Annotated in this window: 25 protein-coding genes; 13 read left to right on the plus strand and 12 right to left on the minus strand. The window is 69.3% G+C overall.

Annotated elements, in window-relative coordinates; genetic code table 11:
- Positions 1–72: 72 nt before the first annotated feature.
- A complete protein-coding gene (locus tag ACWDOP_RS36015; protein WP_456348650.1) occupies positions 73–1,563 on the minus strand; it encodes an aldehyde dehydrogenase family protein in 1,491 nt (496 codons plus the stop codon).
- Positions 1,560–2,414 carry a sterol desaturase family protein gene (locus tag ACWDOP_RS36020; RefSeq protein ID WP_456348651.1) on the minus strand — a complete coding sequence of 285 codons (855 nt, stop codon included), beginning with the start codon at positions 2,412–2,414 and terminating at the stop codon, positions 1,560–1,562. Before ACWDOP_RS36020 ends, ACWDOP_RS36015 begins: the two co-directional genes overlap by 4 nt.
- Before the next feature lie 164 nt (positions 2,415–2,578).
- On the opposite strand from ACWDOP_RS36020, the gene ACWDOP_RS36025 reads away from it, so the two are divergent.
- Complete coding sequence (locus ACWDOP_RS36025) at positions 2,579–3,226, plus strand: TetR/AcrR family transcriptional regulator (RefSeq protein WP_456348652.1); 648 nt, start codon at positions 2,579–2,581, stop codon at positions 3,224–3,226.
- A gap of 137 nt (positions 3,227–3,363) precedes the next feature.
- Here ACWDOP_RS36025 and ACWDOP_RS36030 read toward each other — a convergent pair whose 3' ends face one another.
- A complete protein-coding gene (locus ACWDOP_RS36030) occupies positions 3,364–4,167 on the minus strand; it encodes an alpha/beta fold hydrolase (RefSeq protein WP_456348653.1) in 804 nt (267 codons plus the stop codon).
- Positions 4,168–4,283: 116 nt separating this feature from the next.
- On the minus strand, positions 4,284–5,252 hold the full coding sequence (locus tag ACWDOP_RS36035; protein WP_454203116.1) for a DUF1152 domain-containing protein: 969 nt from the start codon (positions 5,250–5,252) through the stop codon (positions 4,284–4,286).
- A 254-nt stretch (positions 5,253–5,506) separates the two neighbouring features.
- Here ACWDOP_RS36035 and ACWDOP_RS36040 point away from each other — a divergent pair, with 254 nt between their 5' ends.
- The 3 genes from ACWDOP_RS36040 to ACWDOP_RS36050 all read left to right on the plus strand — a co-directional run bounded on the left by ACWDOP_RS36040 (position 5,507) and on the right by ACWDOP_RS36050 (position 7,923).
- Entirely contained in the window at positions 5,507–6,550 is a 1,044-nt protein-coding gene (locus ACWDOP_RS36040) for an NAD-dependent epimerase/dehydratase family protein (RefSeq protein WP_456348672.1), read from the plus strand.
- Between the two features lie 134 nt (positions 6,551–6,684).
- Complete coding sequence (locus ACWDOP_RS36045) at positions 6,685–6,948, plus strand: hypothetical protein (RefSeq protein WP_456348654.1); 264 nt, start codon at positions 6,685–6,687, stop codon at positions 6,946–6,948.
- Positions 6,949–7,086: 138 nt separating this feature from the next.
- Positions 7,087–7,923, plus strand: coding sequence for a helix-turn-helix domain-containing protein (locus ACWDOP_RS36050; protein ID WP_456348655.1), 837 nt, complete (start codon positions 7,087–7,089; stop codon positions 7,921–7,923).
- On the opposite strand, the gene ACWDOP_RS36055 is transcribed toward ACWDOP_RS36050, so the two are convergent.
- Both ACWDOP_RS36055 and ACWDOP_RS36060 read right to left on the minus strand, forming a co-directional pair.
- Positions 7,911–8,123, minus strand: a complete 213-nt coding sequence (locus tag ACWDOP_RS36055) for a hypothetical protein (RefSeq protein ID WP_456348656.1) — start codon at positions 8,121–8,123, stop codon at positions 7,911–7,913. The two genes, ACWDOP_RS36050 and ACWDOP_RS36055, sit on opposite strands and share 13 nt — an antisense overlap.
- Complete coding sequence (locus tag ACWDOP_RS36060; RefSeq protein ID WP_456348657.1) at positions 8,120–8,392, minus strand: MarR family transcriptional regulator; 273 nt, start codon at positions 8,390–8,392, stop codon at positions 8,120–8,122. The genes ACWDOP_RS36055 and ACWDOP_RS36060 overlap by 4 nt, the downstream gene beginning before the upstream one ends.
- Positions 8,393–8,596: 204 nt before the next feature.
- Between ACWDOP_RS36060 and ACWDOP_RS36065 the strand changes: the two genes are divergently transcribed.
- The 4 genes from ACWDOP_RS36065 to ACWDOP_RS36080 all read left to right on the plus strand — a co-directional run bounded on the left by ACWDOP_RS36065 (position 8,597) and on the right by ACWDOP_RS36080 (position 11,323).
- Complete coding sequence (locus tag ACWDOP_RS36065; RefSeq protein ID WP_456348658.1) at positions 8,597–8,923, plus strand: hypothetical protein; 327 nt, start codon at positions 8,597–8,599, stop codon at positions 8,921–8,923.
- Positions 8,904–9,419 (plus strand): DUF6879 family protein, encoded by a 516-nt coding sequence (locus ACWDOP_RS36070; RefSeq protein WP_456348659.1) that lies wholly within the window; start codon positions 8,904–8,906, stop codon positions 9,417–9,419. The genes ACWDOP_RS36065 and ACWDOP_RS36070 overlap by 20 nt, the downstream gene beginning before the upstream one ends.
- On the plus strand, positions 9,416–10,246 hold the full coding sequence (locus tag ACWDOP_RS36075; protein WP_456348660.1) for a helix-turn-helix domain-containing protein: 831 nt from the start codon (positions 9,416–9,418) through the stop codon (positions 10,244–10,246). The genes ACWDOP_RS36070 and ACWDOP_RS36075 overlap by 4 nt, the downstream gene beginning before the upstream one ends.
- Positions 10,247–10,558: 312 nt before the next feature.
- Complete coding sequence (locus ACWDOP_RS36080; protein ID WP_456348661.1) at positions 10,559–11,323, plus strand: SDR family oxidoreductase; 765 nt, start codon at positions 10,559–10,561, stop codon at positions 11,321–11,323.
- A gap of 89 nt (positions 11,324–11,412) precedes the next feature.
- On the opposite strand, the gene ACWDOP_RS36085 is transcribed toward ACWDOP_RS36080, so the two are convergent.
- Positions 11,413–12,396 carry a hypothetical protein gene (locus tag ACWDOP_RS36085; protein WP_456348662.1) on the minus strand — a complete coding sequence of 328 codons (984 nt, stop codon included), beginning with the start codon at positions 12,394–12,396 and terminating at the stop codon, positions 11,413–11,415.
- A gap of 110 nt (positions 12,397–12,506) precedes the next feature.
- On the opposite strand from ACWDOP_RS36085, the gene ACWDOP_RS36090 reads away from it, so the two are divergent.
- From ACWDOP_RS36090 to ACWDOP_RS36100, 3 genes are all read left to right on the plus strand, one after another.
- The gene (locus tag ACWDOP_RS36090; RefSeq protein WP_456348673.1) at positions 12,507–13,589 is read left to right on the plus strand and encodes a lycopene cyclase family protein; all 1,083 of its coding nucleotides are present in this window, start codon (positions 12,507–12,509) and stop codon (positions 13,587–13,589) included.
- 156 nt (positions 13,590–13,745) lie between these two features.
- Complete coding sequence (locus ACWDOP_RS36095) at positions 13,746–15,566, plus strand: hypothetical protein (RefSeq protein ID WP_456348663.1); 1,821 nt, start codon at positions 13,746–13,748, stop codon at positions 15,564–15,566.
- 10 nt (positions 15,567–15,576) lie between these two features.
- Complete coding sequence (locus tag ACWDOP_RS36100) at positions 15,577–16,530, plus strand: hypothetical protein (RefSeq protein ID WP_456348664.1); 954 nt, start codon at positions 15,577–15,579, stop codon at positions 16,528–16,530.
- 22 nt (positions 16,531–16,552) lie between these two features.
- On the opposite strand, the gene ACWDOP_RS36105 is transcribed toward ACWDOP_RS36100, so the two are convergent.
- From ACWDOP_RS36105 to ACWDOP_RS36115, 3 genes are all read right to left on the minus strand, one after another.
- Entirely contained in the window at positions 16,553–17,449 is an 897-nt protein-coding gene (locus tag ACWDOP_RS36105) for an alpha/beta fold hydrolase (RefSeq protein ID WP_456348665.1), read from the minus strand.
- A 127-nt stretch (positions 17,450–17,576) separates the two neighbouring features.
- On the minus strand, positions 17,577–18,461 hold the full coding sequence (locus ACWDOP_RS36110; RefSeq protein WP_456348666.1) for an LLM class flavin-dependent oxidoreductase: 885 nt from the start codon (positions 18,459–18,461) through the stop codon (positions 17,577–17,579).
- 46 nt (positions 18,462–18,507) lie between these two features.
- Complete coding sequence (locus ACWDOP_RS36115) at positions 18,508–18,948, minus strand: SRPBCC family protein (protein WP_456348667.1); 441 nt, start codon at positions 18,946–18,948, stop codon at positions 18,508–18,510.
- A 345-nt stretch (positions 18,949–19,293) separates the two neighbouring features.
- Here ACWDOP_RS36115 and ACWDOP_RS36120 point away from each other — a divergent pair, with 345 nt between their 5' ends.
- Entirely contained in the window at positions 19,294–20,136 is an 843-nt protein-coding gene (locus ACWDOP_RS36120; RefSeq protein ID WP_456348668.1) for a MerR family transcriptional regulator, read from the plus strand.
- A gap of 42 nt (positions 20,137–20,178) precedes the next feature.
- Here the strand turns inward: ACWDOP_RS36120 and ACWDOP_RS36125 are convergent, their stop codons facing one another.
- Positions 20,179–20,775, minus strand: coding sequence for a lipocalin family protein (locus tag ACWDOP_RS36125; RefSeq protein ID WP_456348669.1), 597 nt, complete (start codon positions 20,773–20,775; stop codon positions 20,179–20,181).
- Positions 20,776–20,922: 147 nt separating this feature from the next.
- Positions 20,923–22,245, minus strand: coding sequence for a cryptochrome/photolyase family protein (locus ACWDOP_RS36130; RefSeq protein ID WP_456348670.1), 1,323 nt, complete (start codon positions 22,243–22,245; stop codon positions 20,923–20,925).
- 186 nt (positions 22,246–22,431) lie between these two features.
- Here ACWDOP_RS36130 and ACWDOP_RS36135 point away from each other — a divergent pair.
- Positions 22,432–22,963 (plus strand): TerD family protein (locus ACWDOP_RS36135; protein WP_456348671.1); only part of this gene is annotated, 532 nt, incomplete at its 3' end.

The following is a 22,963-nucleotide window of genomic DNA, read 5'->3' on the forward strand; positions in this document are numbered from 1 at the left end:
CCCACGACGTGGGCCGAGAGTGTGGATCAGGTACGGGGAGTGGACGGTTCGGGTCGCCGGCGGCGGATCTCGTCACGGTCGTCGGCCGCGCCGGGCGTGCAGCAGGGTGACCAGCCGCCGGACCACCGCCATGGCGCGCGGGGCCCGGGTGAAGGTTTGCAGGGCCATACCCGGGATCGAGAAGCGCCGGCGCGCAAGGGCGTGCGGGCGGGCGAACTCCCGCAGTCCTTCGGTGCCGTGGATGCGTCCGATACCGGACTCCCCGACGCCGCCGAAGGGCAGCGCCGATATCGCGGCGAAGGCCAGCACCGCGTTGATCGAGGTCGCGCCCACGCGCAGGCGGCGCGCGATGGCGGGGCCGTGCCGGCGCGAGTACACCGCGGACGCCAGACCGTATCGGGTGCCGTTGGCGAGGGTGACCGCCTCGTCCAGGTCGTTCACGGTCCGCACGGTCAGCGTCGGCCCGAAAGTCTCCTCCCGCACCGCGATCGAGCTCTCGCCGACCTCCACGAGCAGGACCGGGTCGATGTACGGCGGCCGCACCGAGTGCGGTCCGCCGACCATCGCGGTGCCGCCGTGAGCCAGCGCGTCGGCGATGTGATCGCGCACGACCTGGATCTGGCCGGGCATCGTCATCGGACCGTAGTCCACACCGGCCCGCACCCCGCTCAACTGCTCGCGCAGTGCCCCGATGAATTCCTCGCTCACCGTCCTCGTGACGTACACCCGCTCGATGCCGACGCAGGTCTGGCCGCTGTTGGAGACCGCGCCCCAGGCGATGTCGCGAGCCGCCGCCTCGAGGTCAGCGTCATCGGCGACGATCGCGGCGTCCTTGCCGCCGCATTCGAGCAGGACGGGGGTGAGGGATTCGGCGGCCGCAGTCATGATCTTCTTGGCGGTCGCGGTCGATCCGGTGAACGCGATCTTGTCGATGCCGGCGCGCACGAGCGCCGCGCCGGTCGCGCCGCCGCCGGTGACGGTGGACAGGATCGACTGCGGCAGTTCGGGATTCGCGGCGGCGAAGGCGCGGGCGAAGGCAGTGCCGATGGTGGTGGTGTACTCGCTCGGTTTGAACACCACGGTGTTGCCGGTGGCCAGCGCCGACGCTATCGCGCCGGTCGGGGTGTACACCGGATAGTTCCACGGGCCGATCACGCCCACCACGCCGAGCGGGCGCCATTCCACGGACGCGGCGATGTTCGCCATCAGCGCGCCCGGGCGGACACGCCGCGGCGCGAGGGCGCGGTGGGCGTTGCGCGCCGCCCAGTCGATATGGCCCAGGGCCAGTGTGAGTTCGAGGAAGGCGTCGTCGGCGGTCTTGCCGTTCTCCCGGGTGATGAGGGCCGTGATCTCCTCGGCCCGCGCGGTCAGGTGCGCCGCCCAGCGTAGCAGGGCGCGCTTGCGCACCGAGAAGGGTTGCGCGGCCCAGAATGTCGCCGCCGCACGGGCGCGGGCCACGGCGTCCGCGACGGCGTCAGGGCCGTCGATCGGATGCGCGGCGATGCGGTCGCCGGTCGCGGGATCCCTGGAGATCAGTGTGTCCGTGGCGGTGACGGCGGTCATCGGTGCTCCGCTCGGGCGGGGACGGAGTCGGGCTGCCAGCCCGGGCGGTTCACGAGGATGCCGACGCGGTCGCGCCAGCCGCGTGCATCGGCGAGGTCGCGGCCGATGGCGACGTACTCGTGGGTGGCCACCCGCAGGGGATTGTGCGTGTCGATGTTCTTGGTCAGGCCGTAGACCGGGCGGTCGATCTCCTCGGCGTAGGTGCCGAACATCCGATCCCAGATCATGAGGATGCCGCCGAAGTTCCGGTCGAGGTAGTCGCCCTGGGACGCGTGGTGGACGCGGTGGTTCGCGGGGGTGTTGATCAGCAGTTCGATCGGGCGCCAGAGCTTGCCGATGCGTTCGGTGTGCAGCCAGAACTGGGTGAGCATATTGATTCCGCCGCACAGGAATACCGCCCACGGCGGCACGCCGGCCAGGATCAGCGGGATGTAGAACAGCTGGGAGGTCAGACCGGTCCACGGCTGGCGCATCGAGGTCGAGAAGTTGTATTTCAGGCTCGAGTGGTGCACCACATGCGCTGCCCAGAGGATGCGGACGAGGTGGTGTTCGCGGTGCATCCAGTAGTAGCAGAGGTCCTGGGCGAGCAGGATGAGCGGGAAGGTCCACCAGGTGACCTCGATGCGCAGCGGGGTCAGCTCGTAGAGCACGATGAATCCGGCCAGCGCTATCGCCTTGTAGGCGATGTCCGCGATGCCCGCCCCCACGCCCACGGTGAGGCTGGTCGCGGTGTCGCGGAGGCTGTATCCGCCCGCGTTCTCGTCCGGGTGAAGTCGGTAGTAGATCATCTCGATCGCCATGAGCAGCAGAAATGCCGGAACCGACCAGATGAGCAGGTGCTGGTTGTTCATTGTCCTCCAATCGGAGCGTTTCGCTCCGGCAGGAGTTTAGGAGCGAAACGCTCCGATAGGCAAGAGGGAAATGCGACCCGGGCCACATTCCGGGGGTTGGCGGCATATCCGGCGCGACGGGGTCGCGCGGCCGCGCGCGTGATGACACGCAATAGGCTGACGAGGTGAGTACCGCACCGTCCGATCGCCGCCGCACCGGAGGAAAACTCGGCCGCCAGAGCGAGGCCGAGCGCAACGACCAGCTGGTGCTCGCGGCCGCCCGCGCCGTCTTCGCCGAGCAGGGCAGCGACGCCCCGGTCGCCGCCATCGCCGAGCGCGCGGGCGTGGGGATGGGCACGCTCTATCGCCGCTACGGCAGCAAAGACCAACTGCTGCAACGCCTGTGCCTGATCGCCATCGACGACACCGCCGACGCGCTACGGGCGGCGCTGGATCTCGACGGCACCGGATGGACCGGTCTCGTCACCTTCCTCGAACGCTGCGTGGCCGCCCGTGTCGGCGCCTTCGCCCCCCTGGCCGGGTCGCTACCCATTCCACCGGAGGTGGTGGCGGGCAACGCCCGCGCGAAGGAGCTGCTGGAGCAGCTACTCGCCAAGGGCCAGGCCGACGGTTCGGTCCGGGCGGACGTGAACACGGTCGACATCACCCGCCTGATCGAGCTGTTCAGCGGCTATCCCCAGCGCACCGACGCGGACGCGCAGGCTCGCGGGCGCCTGCTGGCGCTGGCCGCGGACGGGTTGCGGCCGTCTGGCACCGCGCTCGCGGGCCCGGCGCCGACCTGGGAAGCCTACGAATCGCAGTGGTACCGCTGAGCCGGGGTTCTTGAGCGGGTCGCCGCAACCCGATCCCCAATACTCCCGATCCCCAATGCTATTGGCGAACAGTCTGCAATTCCATATTGCGCGATTGTGCGGTGCGCCGAATCGGGTCGATTACGAGCGTCTTTCGCTCAGTCGAGGCCGTCCAGGAACGTGCGGATCACCGGGTCGGTGAGATGGGGGTGGGTCCAGGTCGGAGCGTGGTTGACGCCGTCGGCGTCGATCGTCTCGATGACCACGGGGCCGCCCAGCCGTTCGGCGAGCCTGCGTATGCGGTTCTCGGTGTACACGACGTCGCCGGACCCGTACAGCAGCAGGGCCGGCGCGGTCACGACGTGAATCCGGTCCTCGATATCCGGACGCTCGAGCAGGGCGGTGACGGGTGCAGCCAAGCGGCGGCGGTCACCACTGTTCCATTTCCCGGTCCAGTAGTCGCGATGCGATTGTTCGCCGCCGATCATCTGTGCCGCGATGAGCTCGGTGATCGGCTCGAGCGGCATATCCCCCAGCGCCCACTGTTTGAGCAGAATCATCTTGTAACCTGCGTATTCCGCCGGGTTGTAGGCGTCGGCCCGGGTGCCGATCAATATCAGCCCGCGAACCCTTTCGGGTGCCGCGCACGCCGCCCACAGCGCGACGATGCCGCCGTGAAAGAGCCCGCCCAGCACCACCTCCCCCACCCCGAGCTCGTCCACCACGGCCCAGATGTCCTCTCCCAGGCGCGCGTAGTCGTAGTCGCCACCCGCATCGGCGGTCTCCCCGTGCCCCCGCGTATCCACCGTGATGATCCGGTACTCCGCTGCGAGAGAGGCGATTTGCGGCTCCCACAGCGTGCCATCCATGAGGATGTCGTGCACGAGCACCACGGCGGGCCCGTCGCCGCGGGTGTCCCGATAGTGGATCGCGGCACCGTCGCCGGTGGATACGAACGGCATGATCTGCCTGCCTCCCAGTCGATTTCGACGCCGGGCGACCAACGGTCACCGGCGGCGCGACCGACCATAACAGGAACACGTTCCAGGAGGATCGCGTGGCGAGGACCGGCGACCCGTCACGCCGGGATGGACCGGCGGGGGCGGAGGGGATTGCGATCGCGGAAGGCCTCTATCGCGGCGGCCACCTCGAAAGGGGTGGCGGACTGTTCGATTCGGTCGCGGTAGCGCACGCGGTCGGCCACGGCGTCGAGGTCGAAGGACCAGAGCATCGACATCAGGGGGTTGATGAACAGTTCGGTGCCTGCCGAGCGGGTGCGTTCGAGGGAGTGGTGATTGCCGAACTCACCGCGCGCGGCATCGGTGATCGAGGCGCACACGACGCTCTCGCGGGCCGGGGTGTGCTCCTGCACCCAGGCGACGGCCTCGAGCCAGGCGTCGACCGCGGCGACGCCGGGGAGCAGCGCTGTCACACCGTGGTAGGCCCCGGTTCTCGCAAGGGCCGCAACGTTTTCCAGGAAGTGGGCGTGGCAGACGCCGTGCGGGGTGTCGATGCCGAAACCGACGCAGGCGGCGAGCTTGACCGGAACGTCGACCGCGCGGGCCGCCAGCAGACTCGTGATGTCCTCGACTGGCCTGCCCAGCCCCGCCTCGTCGCCGGTCATGAGCAGATCGGTGCCGCCGTCCACGAGCACCAGGCCGTCGAGCTCCAATTCCGCTGCCAGCCAGGCGTATGCGGCCTTCACCTGCCTGGTGCCGCTCTTCTGGATCATGAAGACCCGATCGTCCGGGTAGCCGCGCCGGTGCAGCCACCGCGCGAGATCCTTCTCCGGAAAGTACGTGCGCGGCCCGGTGCTGTCGGCGCGCGCTTCGAAAACGCCGGGGGCCAGGGGCCGCGCGGTCGTCCGGGCGATCGCCGTGTAGGTGAGGTTCGCCAGAAAGACCGTCTTTCCGCGCTCGCGCAGGGCGAAAGCGACCGGCAGCCCACTGAGAAAGTCGCAGCCCCCACCGGCGCCGACGACCAGGACACGTTCGCAGTTCCGTAGCTGATGCAACATCGGTGTGTCGAACAACGAGGGAGCAGACATGCTTTCGAGGATATGCCCAGGCACAGCGTGTGTCGCTGGGAATTCGCTGACTTTTTTCGTTGCCTCGCGTCCTGCCGCTCGCACACGCGGCAGCCGCGCACGTCGCCGCATCCCGCCCCGGAATCACCCGGAACACGCCATGGGCGTTCATCTTTCGGTCCCACTCCATCGGATGACGCCACCCCGACCGCATCCGATCGGATCAAAATATTGACCCTCGTCTGGACACATGTCTATGTTGAGGCGTGGACCGGATCAACCCCGCGAAAGCAGGCAACCGGAGTCGCCCGCGCAGCCTCGTCATCGGCGCCAGCGGGTTTCTCGGCTCGCACGTCGCCCGTGAGCTCGCACGTCGCGGTGAGACGGTGCGTGCGATGGTGCGCGCCACTAGCTCGTTGCGGGCGCTCGACGGTTTGGACATCGAACTCGCCGTCGGTGACATCGACGATCCGGATTCGCTGCGGGCTGCCATGACCGACGTCGATACCGTGTACTACTGCGTGGTCGACGCCCGCCCATGGCTGCGCGACCCGACGCCCATGCTGCGCACGAACGTTGAGAGTTTGCGGACGGTGCTCGACGTGGCGGTGGACGCCCACCTCTGGCGCTTCGTGTTCACCAGTTCGATCGCGACACTGCCGATCGGCCGCGAAACCGTCGACGAGGATTCCGGCCCGCACAACTGGCAGCACCTCGGCGGGGATTACGTTCGCTCACGGGTCCAGGCGGAGCAGCTCGTCCTGGATTACGCGCGGGACCGCGGCCTCCCTGCGGTCGCGATGTGCGTCGCGAATACCTATGGCGCAGAAGACTATCTGCCGACCCCGCACGGCGGATTCGTCGCCGCGGCCGCGCGCGGCTTGTTGCCGTTCTACGTGCGCGGCGCCGGCGCCGAGGTCGTCGGGATCCGCGACGCGGCCGAGGCCCTGATCCTCGCGGCGGAGAAGGGCAGACCCGGGGCGCGGTACATAGTCTCCGCGGGCTTCCGCGCCACCCGCGAAATCCACGACTACGCGGCCTCTCTCACCGGTGCGCGCCCGGCACGGTTCGGGATCCCCCGGATGCTCCTGCCCGTGATCGGCGTGCTCGGCGAAGTCACCGCGTGGGCCACCCGCACGGACGTGCGCGTCACCCGCACCACGATGCGCCTGATGCACATCATGACCCCCGTGGACAACACGAAGACCCGCCGCGAACTCGGCTGGACACCTCGCCCGATCGAAGATTCCCTCGCCGAGGCGGCCGCCTTCTTCACCCGCCGACGCCGCGAGAGCTCGCCCGCCGACATCGATTCCTGACATCCACCGTCGCCGCGACAGCCTCACAGCAACCTCCCAGCAGTCCCGGACGCCACGTCCAGGCACGCCCGGCACAGTGAAGTTCATCCACTTGGAGCTACCCGCCAGGGTGACCGACACTAGGGAGAACAGCTATGGGATTCACGAAATCGACGGTCGCCAAGACCGCTGTCACGGCAGGTGTGGCGCTCGGTGTGCTGGGCATCGGGACCGGGGCCGCGAACGCGGATCCCCACCCGGACATCAACAATCCCGGCCAGTCGCAGAATCACGATCAGCGCGACGATCGTGGCGGCGATCGGCAGCAGGACAATCGAGACAACGACCGGCCCGATCGGGAGCAGCATCGCAACAACGGCTTCTGGTTCTTCGACCGGTGGGTTCCGCTGCCCTGGTGAGGTGTGAACGGCCGCCCAGGGCGTCGAGAACAACCTCGGCGGCGCACTCCTGTTCACGCAGCAGAACTACAGCCGGATCACCTCGAACGGCTTCCGAGGTCACGGTCGCCGGATTCGCCGGGGGGATAGCCTGTCCGAGTGACGCGTTCGGAGCGGGCATCCCCCGTCGGCGCCCTGCTGCGCGAGTGGCGGCAGCGCCGTCGGCTGAGCCAATTGGAACTGGCGCTGGCCGCCGACAGCTCGGCGCGACACGTGTCCTGCGTCGAGACGGGGAAGGCGCAGCCGAGCCGGGCCATGGTGCTCAAACTCTGTGACGTGCTGGATGTTCCGCTGCGCGAACGCAATACGGTGCTGCTGGCGGGCGGTTTCGCCCCGGAGTATCGCGAGAGCGGCCTGGGCGACGTTCAACTCGCCGCTGCCCGCGCTGCTCTGGACACGATGCTCGCCACGCACGAGCCGTATCCCGCGATCGCGGTCGACCGCTATTGGAACGTGGTCGCCACCAACCGCGCGATGGGCCTGTTCTCCGGCGAGGTCGACGAACACCTGATGGAACGCCCCAACGTGTACCGCCTGGCCTTGCATCCCGGCCCGCCCGGCGCCACGACCCGCATGATCAACCACGGCCAGGTCCGGGAGTTCCTGCTGGACCGCCTCCAACGCCAGGTCCGGACGACCGGCGACCCGTTCCTGCGTGACCTGTACGAGGAGGTCTCGCGCTACCCATATCCGCCCGGCACCGAACCCGATGCCGGTGCGCCGATGTCCTTCGCGGTACCCCTGCGCGTCGCCACCCCGAAGGGCGAGCTACGGATGTTCAGCACGATGGTGACCTTCGGAGCGCCCTCCGACCTAACCCTGGCCGAACTGGCGATCGAACTCTTTTATCCGCTGGACGATTTCACCGCCGAGACTCTGCGCATGCTCTTCGCCGACACGACGCTGTCAGTGGGAGCTGCGGGTCAGCGCCACTGATTTAGGTCGATCACCCGACACGCGGCATCGTCGCCGCAGACCGCCTCCACGAGCTTGGACACCCTGACAGGGTCGCCGACCGATCCGTCAGCCCACACGGGCTCCCATGTCCCGTCTGCGAACTGGAGCCAACTCCGCGGCCGCTCGAACTCGAACTCTTCGAGCCCGGAATACCCGTCATCCTCGTCGTCGAAGATCACGCCGCATCACCTCCGGGCCTCTCACCGCGAAAGTCGTTGTACCGAGGCGCGTTGATCAGCGACCACCCCCGGTGCGTGATACGCCATCCCGCCGGGGCGCGCCGGCTACACCGTGCCAGGCCCGAGTTGGCCAACGCGTTGATCATCTTCCGGGTGCCGGAACTCGTGAAACCCGTTCTCTCCCCGAGCTGTCGGACGGTTAGCGACTGCCCCGGCTCCAGGGTGGCCAGCGTGGCGAGCACCATGGCCTGTGACTCGGTAAGCGACATGTGCGTACCCCCTGTCGTCGTTGGAGAGGCGGTCCGGGGCCGAGACTCCAACGGCCCCGGACGCCTGAGATCGAAGGTACGAACTCGAGCCCATTCGACGCGAGAATCTTGCACTTTCTTGCACAAGACGTTGACCAATATCGCTGCCACTAGGGATCATTGAGCGCAGCAGTGAAAGTTCACGACACCAATAGGGGAACTCTCATGAAGCTCGAACGACTCGGCGGAGACTCCGTAAACGGACAGTCACCCACTCTGTATCAGAGCGATCGCGGCACTTACGTCATTCAAGGCTGGCGAACCGACCAGACCGACACCATCGAAATACCACATCGATTGATCCAGTTCCTGAAACCGGGAACCTGCTTCGGTACCACGCTTCACGACAGCGGGCACGGTACCTTCACCGTCACTGGGGAACCCGTGACCGATCCGGAGGCACTCGATCGGATACAGCCACCGGACCACGAAACGGCGATCGAGGTCACGATCGGTCGAGAGCGGAGGCGCGATGTACCACATGGACTTTGACGGCTTGGTGACCGCGTTCCGCAGCCACGAGCGCGCGTTCCACCTCGAGGTCCGCGACGACTACACCGGCGTTCCCGGCGAAGCCGAAGCGCTGGAACGCTTCCTGACCGGACAGCCACTCGATCCGGAGTTCACGGCCCAGTGGCACTCGCTGATGGAGGAGGTCACGGGGAACGGAACCGCAGTCCAGCGGGTACGCGTGGTGACAGAACCACACACCGACTACATCCGGTTCGCCCTGGCCACCACGCCGGGCAGTGTCGCAGTGGGCGACGACATCCGGTGGCTTCCCCGGAACCTCGCTCCGGTCGGCCTGCCCGAGGATGATTGGTGGCTTTTCGATGAGGACCTGGTCGCGTGGACCGTGTTCGAGCACGACGGAACCGCACTACCGGGGTGGGTCGCCAGCACAGACCCGGCCATAGCAGCCCATTATGCACAGCTCCGAAACCAACTGTGGGGTAAGGCCATTCGGGACAGCGACTACGCGCGTTGACCAATGTCCGGCAGGCACGCCGCGACCTCGGGGCACGACTTCGTGATCTCCGGCTCGCGGCGCACCTGCGTGCCTACCAACTCGCCGAACAGGCCGGCTGGTCAGCGTCGAAGGTCTCCCGCGTCGAGAACGGCGCTCACTCGCTTACCGAGGCCGACCTGGAGATCTGGTGTCGGCTGACCGGGTCCGAGCTGGCCTACCCCGACCTTCGGGCCACACTCCGCAACGTGAATGCCGCTTGGATGGAATGGCGGCGCATTGTCGGCACCGGTCACGCACGCCACCAGGGCGAGATCGGCGACCTGGAATCCCATACGGAACTGCTCCGCAGCTATGACCCGCAGGTCATTCACGGCCTTCTACAAACCGTAGACTACGCCCGTGCGGTGCTGTCGGCCGCCGCCGGCTTCCTGCACATCAGCCAAGATCTGGACACCGCCGTCGCAGCACGAATGCGACGACAGGCAGTCCTGCGCAAAGGCCGCCACAGGTTCTTCTACCTGGTCGGCGAACCAGCACTGCATGCCACCGTGGGCAGCAGCGAGATCATGCGCCATCAGCTGTCACACCTGCTCACAGCGATGAACCTACCGAATGTCGTCATCGGCATCGTGCCACTGACAGCGGAGTTCTTCTACCGCACAACAGAGTTCGCGATCTACGACCAGAAGACGGTACTGATCGAGACGGTCACAGCAGAGTCAACGATCACTCAGCCCCACGAGATCGCCCTCTACGAAAAGCTGTTCACCATGCTGGCCGATCAAGCGTGTTACGGCGATGCTGGACGTGCGTTGATCCACAAGGCCGCAGGCTCCCACGAATAGCATCGGGCCGCGCGGCGGGCAGCCCTGCGGCGTCCGCTTTGGGACACACATGGACGCGATGGACTCGACGAAGCCCGAGATTCGACGCCGGCCGCCGTCACCCTGCGCCGGGCCCCAACCCGCAACCTCACCGGACAGTCTCATTCCCCACGACGGCGGCGAACACCCCGGTCGGAAGCACGAGCAATCCGCATGCGACCGCACCAAAAGTCGCCCGTCCATGTGACTGCAGGACCTGCGGCAAGTGACGGCACGAACCCCCACCCGGGGCGGGTTCACACAGACCATGTGACTGAAGTAGCGTGCCGTCACATGAGCGAAGATCTGGTTGGGAAGAGTGCGCTGGTTACCGGGGCGAGCCGGGGAATCGGGTTCGGGGTCGCGGCGGAGCTGCTGCGGCGGGGAGCCAACGTCGTCGTGACCGCGCGGAAGGCCGGGCCGTTGGAGGAAGCCGCCGAGCAGCTGCGGGGGCTGGGGTACTCCGGCAAGGTGGTCGCGGTCGCGGGGAACTCGGGAGAGGCCGAGGCGCGGGCCGAGCAGGTCGCCACCGCGGTCGCGCAGTTCGGGTCGTTGGACGTGCTGATCAACAACACCGGGATCAACCCGGTGTACGGGTCGCTCATGGAGGCCGACCTCGACGCCGTGCGCAAGATCTTCGACGTCAATGTCGTTGCGGCACTGGGGTATGTGCAGGAAGCGCACCGGGCGTGGATGGGTGAGCACGGCGGAGCCGTCGTCAACGTCGCCAGCGTGGCGGGGTTGCGGTCCACCGGCGTCATCGCCGCGTACGGCGCCTCCAAGGCGGCGCTCATCCGGCTCACCGAGGAGCTGGCGTGGCAGCTCGGGCCCAAGATCCGCGTCAACGCGGTCGCGCCGGGCGTCATCAAGACCAAGTTCGCCGACGCGCTGTACTCGGCCGACGAGGAGGCCGCGGCGGCCGTGTACCCGATGAAGCGGCTCGGGTCGCCGGAGGACGTGGCCGCGCTGATCGGATTCCTGGCCTCGAACGAATCGGCGTGGATCACCGGCACCACCATTCGCGTGGACGGCGGCTTGCTCTCCACCGGCGGCATCTGAGCACTCACCACCGAGCAGAAAACAGCCCGGCTAGCAACGAATACCGTTGCGAGCCGGGCTGTTCCGCTACGCGGATCGAGCGCCCCGGCTCACCGCCAGAGCAGCGCCCCCAGCGTGTCGCTGTGCCGGTACCGCAGGTACTGCTCGACGGTGTCGGTGGCCACCGACGCGTCCGCGGTCGCGAAGGTGATCACCAGGAACTGCCCTTCGCTGCCGTCCCGCCATTTACCGGTGTGCCAGTTGGCGATATAGCTGCCCGAGCGGAGATTCAGATCGTTGTCGTCGAACTGCCCCTCGGCCCCGGACGCCGCCGTCGCGTCACCCATGCCGAGCACGAACTGGGTGAGCATCAGCCCGCCGTTCTCGGACTTCCACACCATCTCGGCCGCGTACTGGCAGCCCAGCCCGGTCAGCTTGCCGCCCTCTTCGATCGGGCCGCAGGTCGAGTAGTCCTTGCCCTCCACCCACGACGCCTGCAGGGCGACGTCGCCGAGCTTGAAGTTCCAATCCTTGCCGTACTCGGTGTAACTGAACTTGCCGCCCGACGGCGCGGCCTTGGTGGTCGTGGTCGTCTTGGTGGTGGTCGGCGCCTCCGAGGTGGTCGACTCCTCGGTCGTGGTGGTCGAGGTCGTGGACGCCTGGTTCTGACCGCCGTCGTCCTTGGTCAGCACCACGACCGCGCCGATCGCCACCGCCAGCACCGCCACCACACCCAGCACGACGCCGACGATCAGGCCGGTGTTCGAGCGCGGCGGCGTCGGCGGCTGCCCGTAGCCCTGCTGGCCGTACGCGGGCTGCTGGCCACCCCACGGCTGCTGCGGTTGCTGATGCTGCCAGCCCGAATTGGGATCGGGCTGCTGCGGCTGCTGCCACCCGGAGTTCGGGTCCGGCTGCTGCGGCTGCTGCCACCCGGAATTGGGGTTCGGCGGGGGCTGCTGGGCAGCCCAGTTCACCTGCGTGGGATCGGCGGGCGGCGGTGCGACCGGCTGGTCCCACCACGCCGGATCCGGCTGCTGACCCTGGCCGTGGGGATCGCCGCCGCTGCCGGACGGCGGTCCGGGTGGATACGTCATCTGCTCAACCTTTCGCACCGCGCCGGGCCCTCCCCGGCCCAGCCATCGTCTCCGAAGCGTATGACGGTCGCCCGGCATGATCCAATCTCCGGGTGACCTCAGACCTTCTCGTGTGCGGATCGGGCCCGGCCGGACGGGCCCTGGCTCATCGCGCACTCGCCACAGGACTATCGGTCACGGTGATCGATCCGCAACCGCGGCGGCGCTGGCCGGCCACCTACGCGGCGTGGGCCGACGAACTTCCGGACTGGATCGCGGCGCACGCCATCGCCGCGACGGTCGACCGGCCGGTCGCCTGGACCACGCGCCGCATCGAGATCGACCGCCGCTACGTGGTATTCGATACCGCGAAACTCCAGGATTCACTCGATCTCACGGGTGCGCGCCTGATTTCGGACCGGGTCACCGAGATCGTGCCCCCGAGTCGAGCCGGAGGCGGCATCGATCTGCCCTCGGTCCGCCTGGAGTCGGGGCGGATACTGGCCGCCGGACGGATCATCGACGCGCGCGGGGTGTCCCGCTCCCCCGCGCGCGCCGAGCAGACCGCGTTCGGCCTCGTCGTGGACCGCGCGCGCTGGCCCGACGCGGACACCCTGTTCATGGACTGGCGCGACGACAACGGCGCCGCGCCGGGCGAACCCCGCTCGTTCCTGTACGCGGTGCCCCTGGGACCGGACACGGTGCTCCTGGAGGAAACCTGCCTGGCGGGACGCCCCGCCCTGGATTCGCGGGTGCTGCGCGAACGGCTCGTGCACCGGGTGCGATCGCGCGGACTCGAACCGACCGGCGACGAGCCGGTGGAGCGGGTGCGGTTCCCGGTGCAGGGCGGACGGCCGCGCGACGGATTCTTCGGGGCCGCGGGCGCTTTCACGCATCCGGCAACGGGATACAGCGTCGCGACGGCGCTGAGCGCGGCCGACGCGGTCCTGATGGGCGAGTCACCCTGGACCCCGGGCGCGCGCGGCGTCCGCGTGCTCCGGCTGGCGGGCCTGCGGGCGCTGCTGGCCCTGGATCCCGGGGACCTGCCGGTGTTCTTCGATCGGTTCTTCGAGCTGCCGGTCCCGCTCCAGCGCGCCTACCTCTCGGGCCGGGCCGACCTGCCCGGCACCGTGCACGCCATGTCCGCGCTGTTCGCCGCGCTGCCCTGGCGGTTGCGGGCCGGGCTGGCCCGATCGGTGGCGGTCGGGGCCTAGGCCGGTCGGCAGGGCACGATCGGGTACCGAGGCGCGCCTTCACGGGTAGCGACCGGGCCGAAGCGGACAAAATCGAGTATCGGCTACTCGCGACCCCGTTCCGGGGCGGGGTTCGAATGGAGTCGTCCCATTCCACCGCTCCACGAGGTGTCCGCCATGATCGACTATCGAACACACCTCGCCGCCCTCGCCCTGCAGACCGCGCACCTGGCCGCCCGGCCGATCGCCGATCCGGTGCTCGCGGCCCAGCGCGACCATCAGGTCGGCGCGGTCCAGACCGCTTCTCGAACAGCGCAATTGGGCGCGCTGGTCGATCATCTGTTCCGGCACGCCGGCACCGACGGCGCCGAACTCGCCCTGCTGGAACGCGCCGCCGCGCTGTGGTCGGACGGGCTGCGGTTGTACGCGACCGTCGAACGCGTACGCGACGACGTCCAGGCCGCCCTGGCGAATCCCGCCGCTCCGGGCGCGCCCGCGGCCTTCTGCGCCGCGACCCGCACGCTGCGCGCGCTGGCCGAGGAATTCCAGGACAAGCACGCCGACATCGCCGCGCTCACCACCGACATGCGCGCCATGGAGCACATACCCGAGCATCCGCGCCAGGGGGATCTGCGCACCGACCGCTGGCCGTGGGGTGATCTCTTCCTGGCCCGGCGCACCGACGCCTTCGCGCGAACCATGTTCGCGCACGCCGACTCTCCCGACGAACTCGCCTTCGCCTTCGGCGTGCTCTCGAGCGCGACGGCCAACGCCTGCGGCTCGGCCTTCCACGGTCAGGTGGTGGGCGGGCCCCGGCGCTCGCATCGCTTCCGGGACCGGGTCGCGGCCAACACGCTCGGCAGCTGGTTCGCACAGTCGCGGCCGGAGTTGCGGCGCTGCGCCGACATCGCCGACCGCATCCGCTTCGGCGCGGGCCCCGAACCCGAACTCCCCCAGCACATCGCCGATCTGCTGCGGACCGTGCTCGACGAGGTCTACGACCCGGCGGCCAGTCCGCAGGCACCGGACCTGCACCTCGGATATCGCAGGCTCATACGGCACCTGGAACTGCTCGACGGCTTCGAACAGCCGCCCGCACCCGCGCCGCTGCCGCTCACCCTCGTCGCCGAAATCTACGGCGACCCCGCCAACCCGCCCGCCCCCATCACCACCCCCACCACCGCCACACCGCCGGTCGGGCACGGACCGGGCATCACCCCGACCTCGTATACCGGCCCCGGCGGCACTCTCGGCGATCCGACCCCCACGGACTCACCCCCGAATGCCGGTGAGGCGTGCGGGGCTTTCTGGCTCGGCGTCCTGGCCTTCCTCGGCTTCGCGGTCCTGCTCGGCGGACCGTGCTGGGAGCAGTGGGGCAGCGGCAAGCGCTGCACCTACTGGGACAAGTACGTCGCGAAGAACTTCGAAACCGCCTTCACCCCACCGGCATTGACCCAGGAAGAGCGCGACGACCTGGCGAGCCAGCAGCAGCCGCTCGCCGCCGGACAGCTCGGCAACGCGGCGGTGCTGCGGCAACTGACCGAACTGGCGGCACAGCTGTTCGAGTTCCAGAAGGGGCTGTGGGAGGCGCTGGCCAAGGCCAAGGCGTACCTGACCGGCAGCGGACTGCTCTATCCCGATGGAAAACTCGGATTTCCGCTGTACCGGCAGTTCCTGACCGTGCCCGAGACGACCGGGTGGCCCCGCAGGCCCGAGCCCGACCCGGTGCGGCGCTTCTACCGGTACCCGCCGACGCCCCTGGAACACCCCGTGGCACACCAGAACCTGCTGCCCCCGGGCGCGGGACCGGCACGCCTGCGAGTTCTGCTCGGCGCCGCCCTGACCGAACCCTGGGTCGACATGATCTCCGGCGTGCGCGGTACCACGAACCCGGACCTGGACGCCGATCGCGGTGTGCGGCACGGCTGCTGGGCCGCGAACGGCTCGGTGCACGACAACCCGATCGACGTCCGACTGCTCGGCTATCAGGAAATGTAGGGGTCCGGCGATGCCCGAGAACACACGGCCCGCACCCGAATTGCCCGACGGTGCACGGGAGAACTGGCACCCCGATCACGAGGAGCAGGGCGAGCACACCGGCAACGACCGCCCGTTCCTGTTCGTGCACAGCTACCCGCCGCCGGTGATCGGGGGCGGGTATCCGCCGCTGGACACCGGCGCCAGACCGCTGCCGCCCGTGGTGTGCTGGTACCTGTGCACCGGCATCGAGGCCCTCACCCCCTACGTGCCGGGTGAGCGACTCTCGGTGCGGGTGACGATCGGCAACTGGCAGGGCGGCAACGCCGAGACCCTGGCGAATGTCGCTGTGTGGTGGTCGCATCCGGTCGGCGGGCCGACGGTGCCGGACAAGGACAAGTTCATCGGATTCGCCACCGTGGCCGTCGCGCCGCACGGCGGCCGGGCCACCACCCTCACCCTGACCACCGCCGACCCGATTCCGGTGGCCGCCGGACCGCACATCTGCCTGCTCGCCAAGGTGTGGCACGTGCTCGACCTGCCCGCCGGGACGCTGGCCGACCCGGTGAACGACAGGCACTGGGCGCAGCACAATCTCGCTGCCGTGCAGGCGAATTCACCGGTCCCGATCAGTTTCCTGATCACCAACCCCACCGAGGATCGCACCGCGAACCTGGTGCTGGTGCGGGCGGCCGACTCGGCGCTGTGGCCGCACTTCACCGCCGGTGACACCTGGCGTCCGGCCCGTGCCGCGGCCGACCTGCGCCTCACCGACCCGGTGACGGGTGAATCCATCTACGGCACGGGCGCTCTCGACTACGCGGTCGAACTCGACCCGGGTGAACACCGCGAACTGCGGCTCGACATCCACGCCGCGGATCCGCTCGAGCCCGGGACGGTCGCACCCTACGAGATCCTGCAGTGCGACATCGACCGCCGCCCGCTCGGCGGGATCGGCATCGCACTGCGCGGAGACCTACGCTAGCCGAGCGGCTCGGCGGCTCGGATCAGCGCCGCTCGGCGGGATCGGATTGCCGCAGCCCGTCCAGGATCTCGGCGGCGTGGTGCACGAACAGCAGGTGGCCGACGCCGGGCAGCACGGTCAGCTGGCTGTTCGGCAGGCCCGCGGCCAGGTGCCTGCCGTCCAGCAGCGGAACGTTGTTGTCGGATTCGCCGTGCCAGACGTGCACGGGCACGGTGATGTCGGCGAGACGGAAGCCCCAGGGGCTGGTGAGCGATTGCAGGTCGGCCGCCACGCCGTGGCTGCCCTGCCGGAAGGCTTCGGTGATGTTGGCCTGGAGTTTGTCGGCGAGTTCGGGGTCGGCGGCGATGAGTTCGCGGTCGTGCGGGCACATTTGACCGACCAGGGCGTCGATGCCGCCGGGTTTGTGGACGAACATCGACAGGCGGGCGGCCAGCGGCCGCGACAGCAGCGGGAACTTGCGCAGCAGCGCGAGCAGGCGCCGGCGCCGGCGCCCGGCCTCGTCCAGTTCCGCCGCCGCGCTGAGGGTTTCCAGCGGCGCCGGGCCGCTGACCACCGCCACCGCCGAGACGCGATCGCCGAGACGGGCAGCACAGGCCAGCGCGTGCGGGCCGCCGCCGGAGACGCCGACGGTGGCGAAGCGATCCAGGTCGAGGTGGTCGGCCAGCGCGGCCACCGCGCCGGCCCAGTCCGCGACGACGCGGTGCCGGTCGCCCATGGGGGTCAGGCCCATACCCGGGCGGTCGATGGCGATCAGCCGGATGCCGGCCGCCGCGGCCGGCCCGTCGAAGGCGACCGCCTCCACGTGGGAACCGGGAGCGCCGTGGCAGTACACCACCGGCGCACCCGCCGGATCGCCGTAGTCGACCAGCCCGAGCGGGCCGGTGGGCAGTGAAATCGTCCGTGCTCGAGGGGAAGTCACCCGAGCAGGGTAGGGGGCCGCACGGCGTGGCGGGTGCCAGATGCTCGAAAGTTGCTCCCCCGCACGGCGGGTCAGCCAATCTGGGTGGCTGACCGCGCCGCCGCGACCCCGGACCTGCCCGGACCGGTCAGCGCGATTCGATCAGCTCGATCGTCGCCTCGAGCACCTCGAGCCCGGGGGCCGCGGGCACGAGGATGAACTCGTCCAGCCCCGCCGCCTCGGCCGCGTCCAGGGCCCGATGCAGGGTGGGCGCGTCGAACGTCTTCATCGAGGACGCCGCCGCGGCGGCGTTGTCCGACCCCATGAAATCCAGGTACTGGGCGGTGAAGTCGCGCACCGCCGTCGCCGGATCCGGGACGCCCAGGGCGTAGAAGCAGCCGCTGACCAGACGCGGCGCTGTGTCGTTGCCGGCGTCGGTCCACGCCCGGCGGGCGGCCTCGGCGGAATAGGAGATCTCCGCGGGCACGCCGCCGACGCTGAAGGCCACCACGCCGTCGGCCCAGCGGGCGGCGCGGGCCAGCGACTTGGGGCCCAGGGCGCCGGCCAGGATCGGCGGGCCGCCGGCCTGCACGCACGGCGGGCCCAGCGGATCACCGCCCGGTACCGGCGGGGTGCCCGCCCACAGCGACCGCAGCTCGGCCACGCCCGCGTCGAGGCGATCGTGGCGGCGGCCGAAATCCGCGGCGAGACTGCGGTAGTCGTCGCGCCGGCCACCGACGCCCACCGCCAGGGTCAGGCGGCCGTCCGAGAGCACGTCGAGGGTGGCGGCCTGTTTGGCGACCAATTCCGGCGGATGCGCGGGCAGCACGGTCAGGTTGACGAAGATGCGAATGCGTTCGGTCAGCGCGGCCGCGGCGGCCATCGTGGTCCACATCTCGGGATTGTGGAAAGCCATGCGCTCCCCGCACGAAATGCTCGAGAACGGGCCCTGTTCGGCGCGCAGGCACCAGTCGACGGTCGAGCTCCGGTTATAGCCCGAACACATGGTGGGCAATGCGATACCGATATCCATGCGCCCTACTGTCGCACCGGTCCCGCTGTGGCGCAGGGTGTTCGCGCTAGCTGTTGATCCAGTCACCGAGCCGCGGCAGGGTATTGCGCCAGCTGCGTTCCATGGCGTTGCGCTGCATGCGCTGGCGGCGGTCCTCGATGTCGAAACCGGTCTGGGTGAACAGCAGCCGGGTGCCGCGGCCCTGCGTCCGCAGCGTCCAGTCGATGGTCCAGGTGGCGGGCGGGTCGGCCAGGGAGTAGGACCAGCTGTAGGCGAGCTGTTCGAGCGGGCGGGCGATCAGCACCTCGCAGTCGACCTGACCGGGTGCGATGGCGGGGGTGTTGAACAGGAAATGGGTTCCGACGGTGGGCTCGAAGCCGGTCGGGCGCACCATCCAGCGTTCGAGCATTTCCGGGTCGGTGAGCGCGTTCCACACGACCGCGCGGGGTTGGGGGAAGAAGCAGCCGAGTTCGACCGCGGCGGGGTTCAGTCCGGAGTCGGCCGTCATCGGCTCACCGCCTCGGTGGTGTCGGTACTGCCCGCGAGAAGCGATTCTCGTTCGTCGGCCATGACTCTCCTTCCTCCGTGCGGTCACGTATCCCCCGGCGTGCGTGTTCCCGGTTCGCGCCACGGTGGCGGCGGTCCGGGCCGTGCGGCCGTGCCCATACGCTACGAACTCCACCGGGGTGGAGGTTCAAGCCATTGTGACCGACGGCACCGGACGGGGCACGCTTGTCGGCGCCGGAGAGTTGGCCCGCGACACCGGAACTTCGCGGTGTACACGCCGAGGACACGCCGGGGTTCGGTGCGGGTGTATATCGGCACGGCGCGCCCCGGCAGGCACAATCAGGACATGCCAGACGGTCCGCAACCCACCTCCGATCACGCGGGGTACTCGGTGCGCACGGTGGCCGAACGACTCGGGATTCCGACCGCGACGCTGCGCAGCTGGAATCGGCGCTACCGCATCGGGCCGGAGCAGGAACGGCCCGGCAGCCACCGGCTGTACACCGAGGCCGACATCGCCGTGCTGACCCGGATGGTGGATCTCATCAGGGCCGGGTCGACCCCGGCGGGCGCGGCGGCCGCCGCGCGCGGTCCCGTGCTGTCCCTCGGCGATCGGGCGGTACTGCTCACCGCCGCGTTCGCCCTGGAGAGCCGCGCGGTGTGCGCGCTGCTGGAGAGCCACATCCGCGACTACGGGGTGATCGCGACATGGGATCGGCTGTGCCGTCCCGCCTTCGGCGACATCGTGGCCCGCCAGCTCGACGGCGAGGGCTGCGTGGACGTGGAGCATCTGCTCTCGTGGTGCGTCATCGCGACCCTGCATCGCGCCGCTCCCCCGCCGGACGCCCCGCCCGCACCGCTGGTGCTGGCCTGCACCGGCGGTGAAACCCATTCGCTGCCAATCGAAGTGCTGCGCGCCGCGCTGGCCGAACACGGGGTGGGCGCGCACATGCTCGGTCCCGACGTGCCCACCGCCGCCCTGCGCGACACCCTGCACCGCCTGCCCGCCGGCGCCCGGGTGCTGCTGTGGTCGCAGCAGCGGGAGACGGCGCTGACGGCGGCGGTGCGGGCGTGTCAGGGGGCCGGTGCGCGGGCCTATGTCGCCGGGCCGGGCTGGGACGATCTTGCCCTGCCCGCCGGCGCCGGCCGCATCGACAGCCTCGCCGAGGCGGTCGAGGTACTGCGCTGAGTCCAGCGAGCGAATCAGTGCGGGCTCCTTACCCGCAGGGGGTCAGTCCGCGGCGCACAGGGGCGCGATGGCCTCGTCACCGCCGGTCGTCGGCGAGGTCAGGAACAGGCACTCGTTCGCGCCCGCCGCGGTGATGGCGGTGCGGATCTCGGTCCACTGCCCGTCGCTCAGGGCGGGGGTGCGCGAGAGGACGAAACCGGCGGTGCGGGAGGGATTCAGCACCAGCGCCCAGCGATAATCGGGATCGAGCGCGGTCACGACGTAGTTGGTCGCGGTGTCGGTCTCGCCGCGGAAGTTCACCGCCAGTTGCGCGTTGGTGGAGGGGTCGGTCACCCGCGCCGTGCCGACGATCTCGTTGGGCCCGCCGGTCCAGGTCGTGCAGGAGTTGCGGACGGTGACATCCCCCGCGGGGTCGAGGGTGTAGTTCGCGCGGGTGTCGCGGGCGCAGACGAGGTTGAAGAACTGCGGTATGGCGGCGAGCTGATTCCAGGTGCCCAGGTAGCGCGTGAGGTCCAGGTTCGGAACGGGCGCCGCGGGGGCGGCCTGGGCCTGACCGGTACCCGCGGTCAGTGTGGCGCAGACACCCGCGACGATCGCGCAGGCGGCTTTCGAGGCGAGGTTCTTTCGTGTCGTGTTCATCGCTCCCACAATCGTTCTCGCGATCGGCCCGCCGCGGTCGGGCGGGCCGTACGGCTGATGGTTCCCGTAACGATGCGAAACCGATGCGCTCGGTACGCCGGGAAGGGTCCGCTCCGCATTACCCGGACACACCGGGCACAAACCCGGTCACATGCCCCGGAATTCGACGATCGGCGCCGGATACACCGAGGCCGGGATTCCCGCGCGCCACGGCCGCTGGATCTCGGCGCCGGGCAGATGCGCGATCTCGGGCAGCCAGCGCCGCACGTAGACGCCTTCGGGATCGAAGCGATCGGCCTGGCGCAGCGGGTTCAGCACGCGGCTCGACCGGGTGTCCGTGCCGGTGCCCGCGACCCACTGCCAGTTCAGGCGGTTGTTCGCGATATCGGCGTCGACCAGCCAGCGTTCGAAGTGCTCGGCGCCCAGCCGCCAGTCCACCTGCAGGGTCTTGCTCAGGAAGCTCGCGGTGATCATGCGCGCGCGGCCGGGTTGCAGGCCCTGTGCGAGCAGTTGCCGCATGGCGGCGTCGACCATCGGGTATCCGGTGCGCCCCGCCTTCCAGGCTTCGAAACCGTCTTTGTCGTTCAGCCAGGTCCGGCCGTCGGGCCGGTAGTCCTCGCTCGCGACCTCGGGACGGTCCGCGAGCACCTGGTGGTGGAAGTCGCGCCAGGCGATCTGCCGCACGAACGCCTGCCCGCCGGTGGTGGAGCCGTCGGTGCGGAACACCACCTCGGTCGGCGACAGGCAGCCGAAGTGCAGGTACGGGGACAGCCCGGAGGTGCCGTCGACCGCGAGCTGATCCCGGAGGTCGCCGTAGTCGTCCACCGGCCCGGATACCCAGCGCGACAGCAGCTTCCGGCCGGTGGTCTCCCCGCCGACCTCGAGTTCGGGCGAGCCCGGGCCATCGCAGAGTTCGGACGGATCGGGCAGCGGTTCGCTGTCGATGTCCGGAACCGTCACGCGCTCGGGCACCGGCAGCGGCCGCCGCAGCGGGGTCTCCGACCAGCGCCGGTAGTACGGGGAGAAGACCGCGTAGTGCCCGCGGCCGGTGTCGGGCTTCATCTCGGCCGGGTCGACCGCGGTGATCGAGGCCGGATGGGTGCGGACCTGGCAGTCCAGATCCGAGAGTTCGTCGCGAATGTCCTGCTCGCGCTCGCGGCTGTATCGGCTCACGTCCTCGGCGATGTGCACGGTCCCTGCGCCCACCTCGGCGGCGACCCGCGCGACCTCCTCGGCCACCCGCCCGCGGCGGATCACCAATCGCCCACCCCGAGAACGCAATTCGGTGTCGAGCTCGGCCAGGGCGGCGAGCAGGAATCGAATTCGGTTGGGCGCCTCGCGCACGCGGGCCACGATGGGCTCGTCGAACACGAACAGCGGCACGACCGCGTCGTCGCGTGCGGCGGCGGTGAGCATGGGGTTGTCGCGAATGCGCAGATCGCGACTGAACAGTGCGATGGAGACCGACATGGCACCAGCCTATCGCCGAAACGATGCGTAAACGATTCAACACGGCGAGTCCGCGCGCATGTCCGGGCCCTTGTCACCGACACGACCGGCGCTGACACCGCACACTTCGCTATCGTCGGTATCGGCAACGACCGACGAGAGAACCGGCCGGGAACGACGTTCCCCGGCGACAGGAAAGGAACCACTATGGGTGTCAGTCTGGCCAAGGGTGGCAATGTCTCACTGTCCAAGCAGGCTCCGAATTTGACCGCGGTATCGGTGGGTCTGGGCTGGGACGTGCGCTCGACCACCGGCGCCGACTTCGACCTCGACGCCAGCGCGCTGGCCACCGATCCGAACCACAAGGTGTTGTCGGACAGCCATTTCGTGTTCTACAACAACCTCAAGTCCCCCGAGGGCAGCATCGAGCACACCGGCGACAACCTCACCGGTGAGGGCGACGGCGACGACGAGGTGATCAACGTCGATCTCGCGGGCACCCCGCCGACGATCACCAACATCTTCTTCCCGGTGTCGATCCACGACGCGCAGGCGCGGCAGCAGTCCTTCGGGCAGGTCCGCAACGCCTACATCCGCGTGGTCGACCGCGCCAACGGCGCCGAACTGGCCCGCTACGACCTGACCGAGGACGCCTCGACCGAGACCGCCATGGTCTTCGGCGAGCTGTACCGCAACGGCGCCGAGTGGAAGTTCCGCGCCATCGGCCAGGGCTACGCCT

The sequence above is a fragment of the Nocardia sp. NPDC003693 genome, assembly GCF_053981095.1.

Coding starts and splice junctions, on each gene's coding strand:
- ACWDOP_RS36015 (WP_456348650.1), bottom strand. CDS start 1,563: ATGACCGCCGTCACCGCCACGGACACACTGATCTCCAGGGATCCCGCG.
- ACWDOP_RS36020 (WP_456348651.1), bottom strand. CDS start 2,414: ATGAACAACCAGCACCTGCTCATCTGGTCGGTTCCGGCATTTCTGCTG.
- ACWDOP_RS36030 (WP_456348653.1), bottom strand. CDS start 4,167: ATGCCGTTCGTATCCACCGGCGACGGTGCCGCGATCCACTATCGGGAC.
- ACWDOP_RS36035 (WP_454203116.1), bottom strand. CDS start 5,252: ATGTCTGCTCCCTCGTTGTTCGACACACCGATGTTGCATCAGCTACGG.
- ACWDOP_RS36045 (WP_456348654.1), top strand. CDS start 6,685: ATGGGATTCACGAAATCGACGGTCGCCAAGACCGCTGTCACGGCAGGT.
- ACWDOP_RS36060 (WP_456348657.1), bottom strand. CDS start 8,392: ATGTCGCTTACCGAGTCACAGGCCATGGTGCTCGCCACGCTGGCCACC.
- ACWDOP_RS36065 (WP_456348658.1), top strand. CDS start 8,597: ATGAAGCTCGAACGACTCGGCGGAGACTCCGTAAACGGACAGTCACCC.
- ACWDOP_RS36070 (WP_456348659.1), top strand. CDS start 8,904: ATGTACCACATGGACTTTGACGGCTTGGTGACCGCGTTCCGCAGCCAC.
- ACWDOP_RS36080 (WP_456348661.1), top strand. CDS start 10,559: ATGAGCGAAGATCTGGTTGGGAAGAGTGCGCTGGTTACCGGGGCGAGC.
- ACWDOP_RS36085 (WP_456348662.1), bottom strand. CDS start 12,396: ATGACGTATCCACCCGGACCGCCGTCCGGCAGCGGCGGCGATCCCCAC.
- ACWDOP_RS36095 (WP_456348663.1), top strand. CDS start 13,746: ATGATCGACTATCGAACACACCTCGCCGCCCTCGCCCTGCAGACCGCG.
- ACWDOP_RS36100 (WP_456348664.1), top strand. CDS start 15,577: ATGCCCGAGAACACACGGCCCGCACCCGAATTGCCCGACGGTGCACGG.
- ACWDOP_RS36110 (WP_456348666.1), bottom strand. CDS start 18,461: ATGGATATCGGTATCGCATTGCCCACCATGTGTTCGGGCTATAACCGG.
- ACWDOP_RS36115 (WP_456348667.1), bottom strand. CDS start 18,948: ATGACGGCCGACTCCGGACTGAACCCCGCCGCGGTCGAACTCGGCTGC.
- ACWDOP_RS36120 (WP_456348668.1), top strand. CDS start 19,294: ATGCCAGACGGTCCGCAACCCACCTCCGATCACGCGGGGTACTCGGTG.
- ACWDOP_RS36125 (WP_456348669.1), bottom strand. CDS start 20,775: ATGAACACGACACGAAAGAACCTCGCCTCGAAAGCCGCCTGCGCGATC.
- ACWDOP_RS36130 (WP_456348670.1), bottom strand. CDS start 22,245: ATGTCGGTCTCCATCGCACTGTTCAGTCGCGATCTGCGCATTCGCGAC.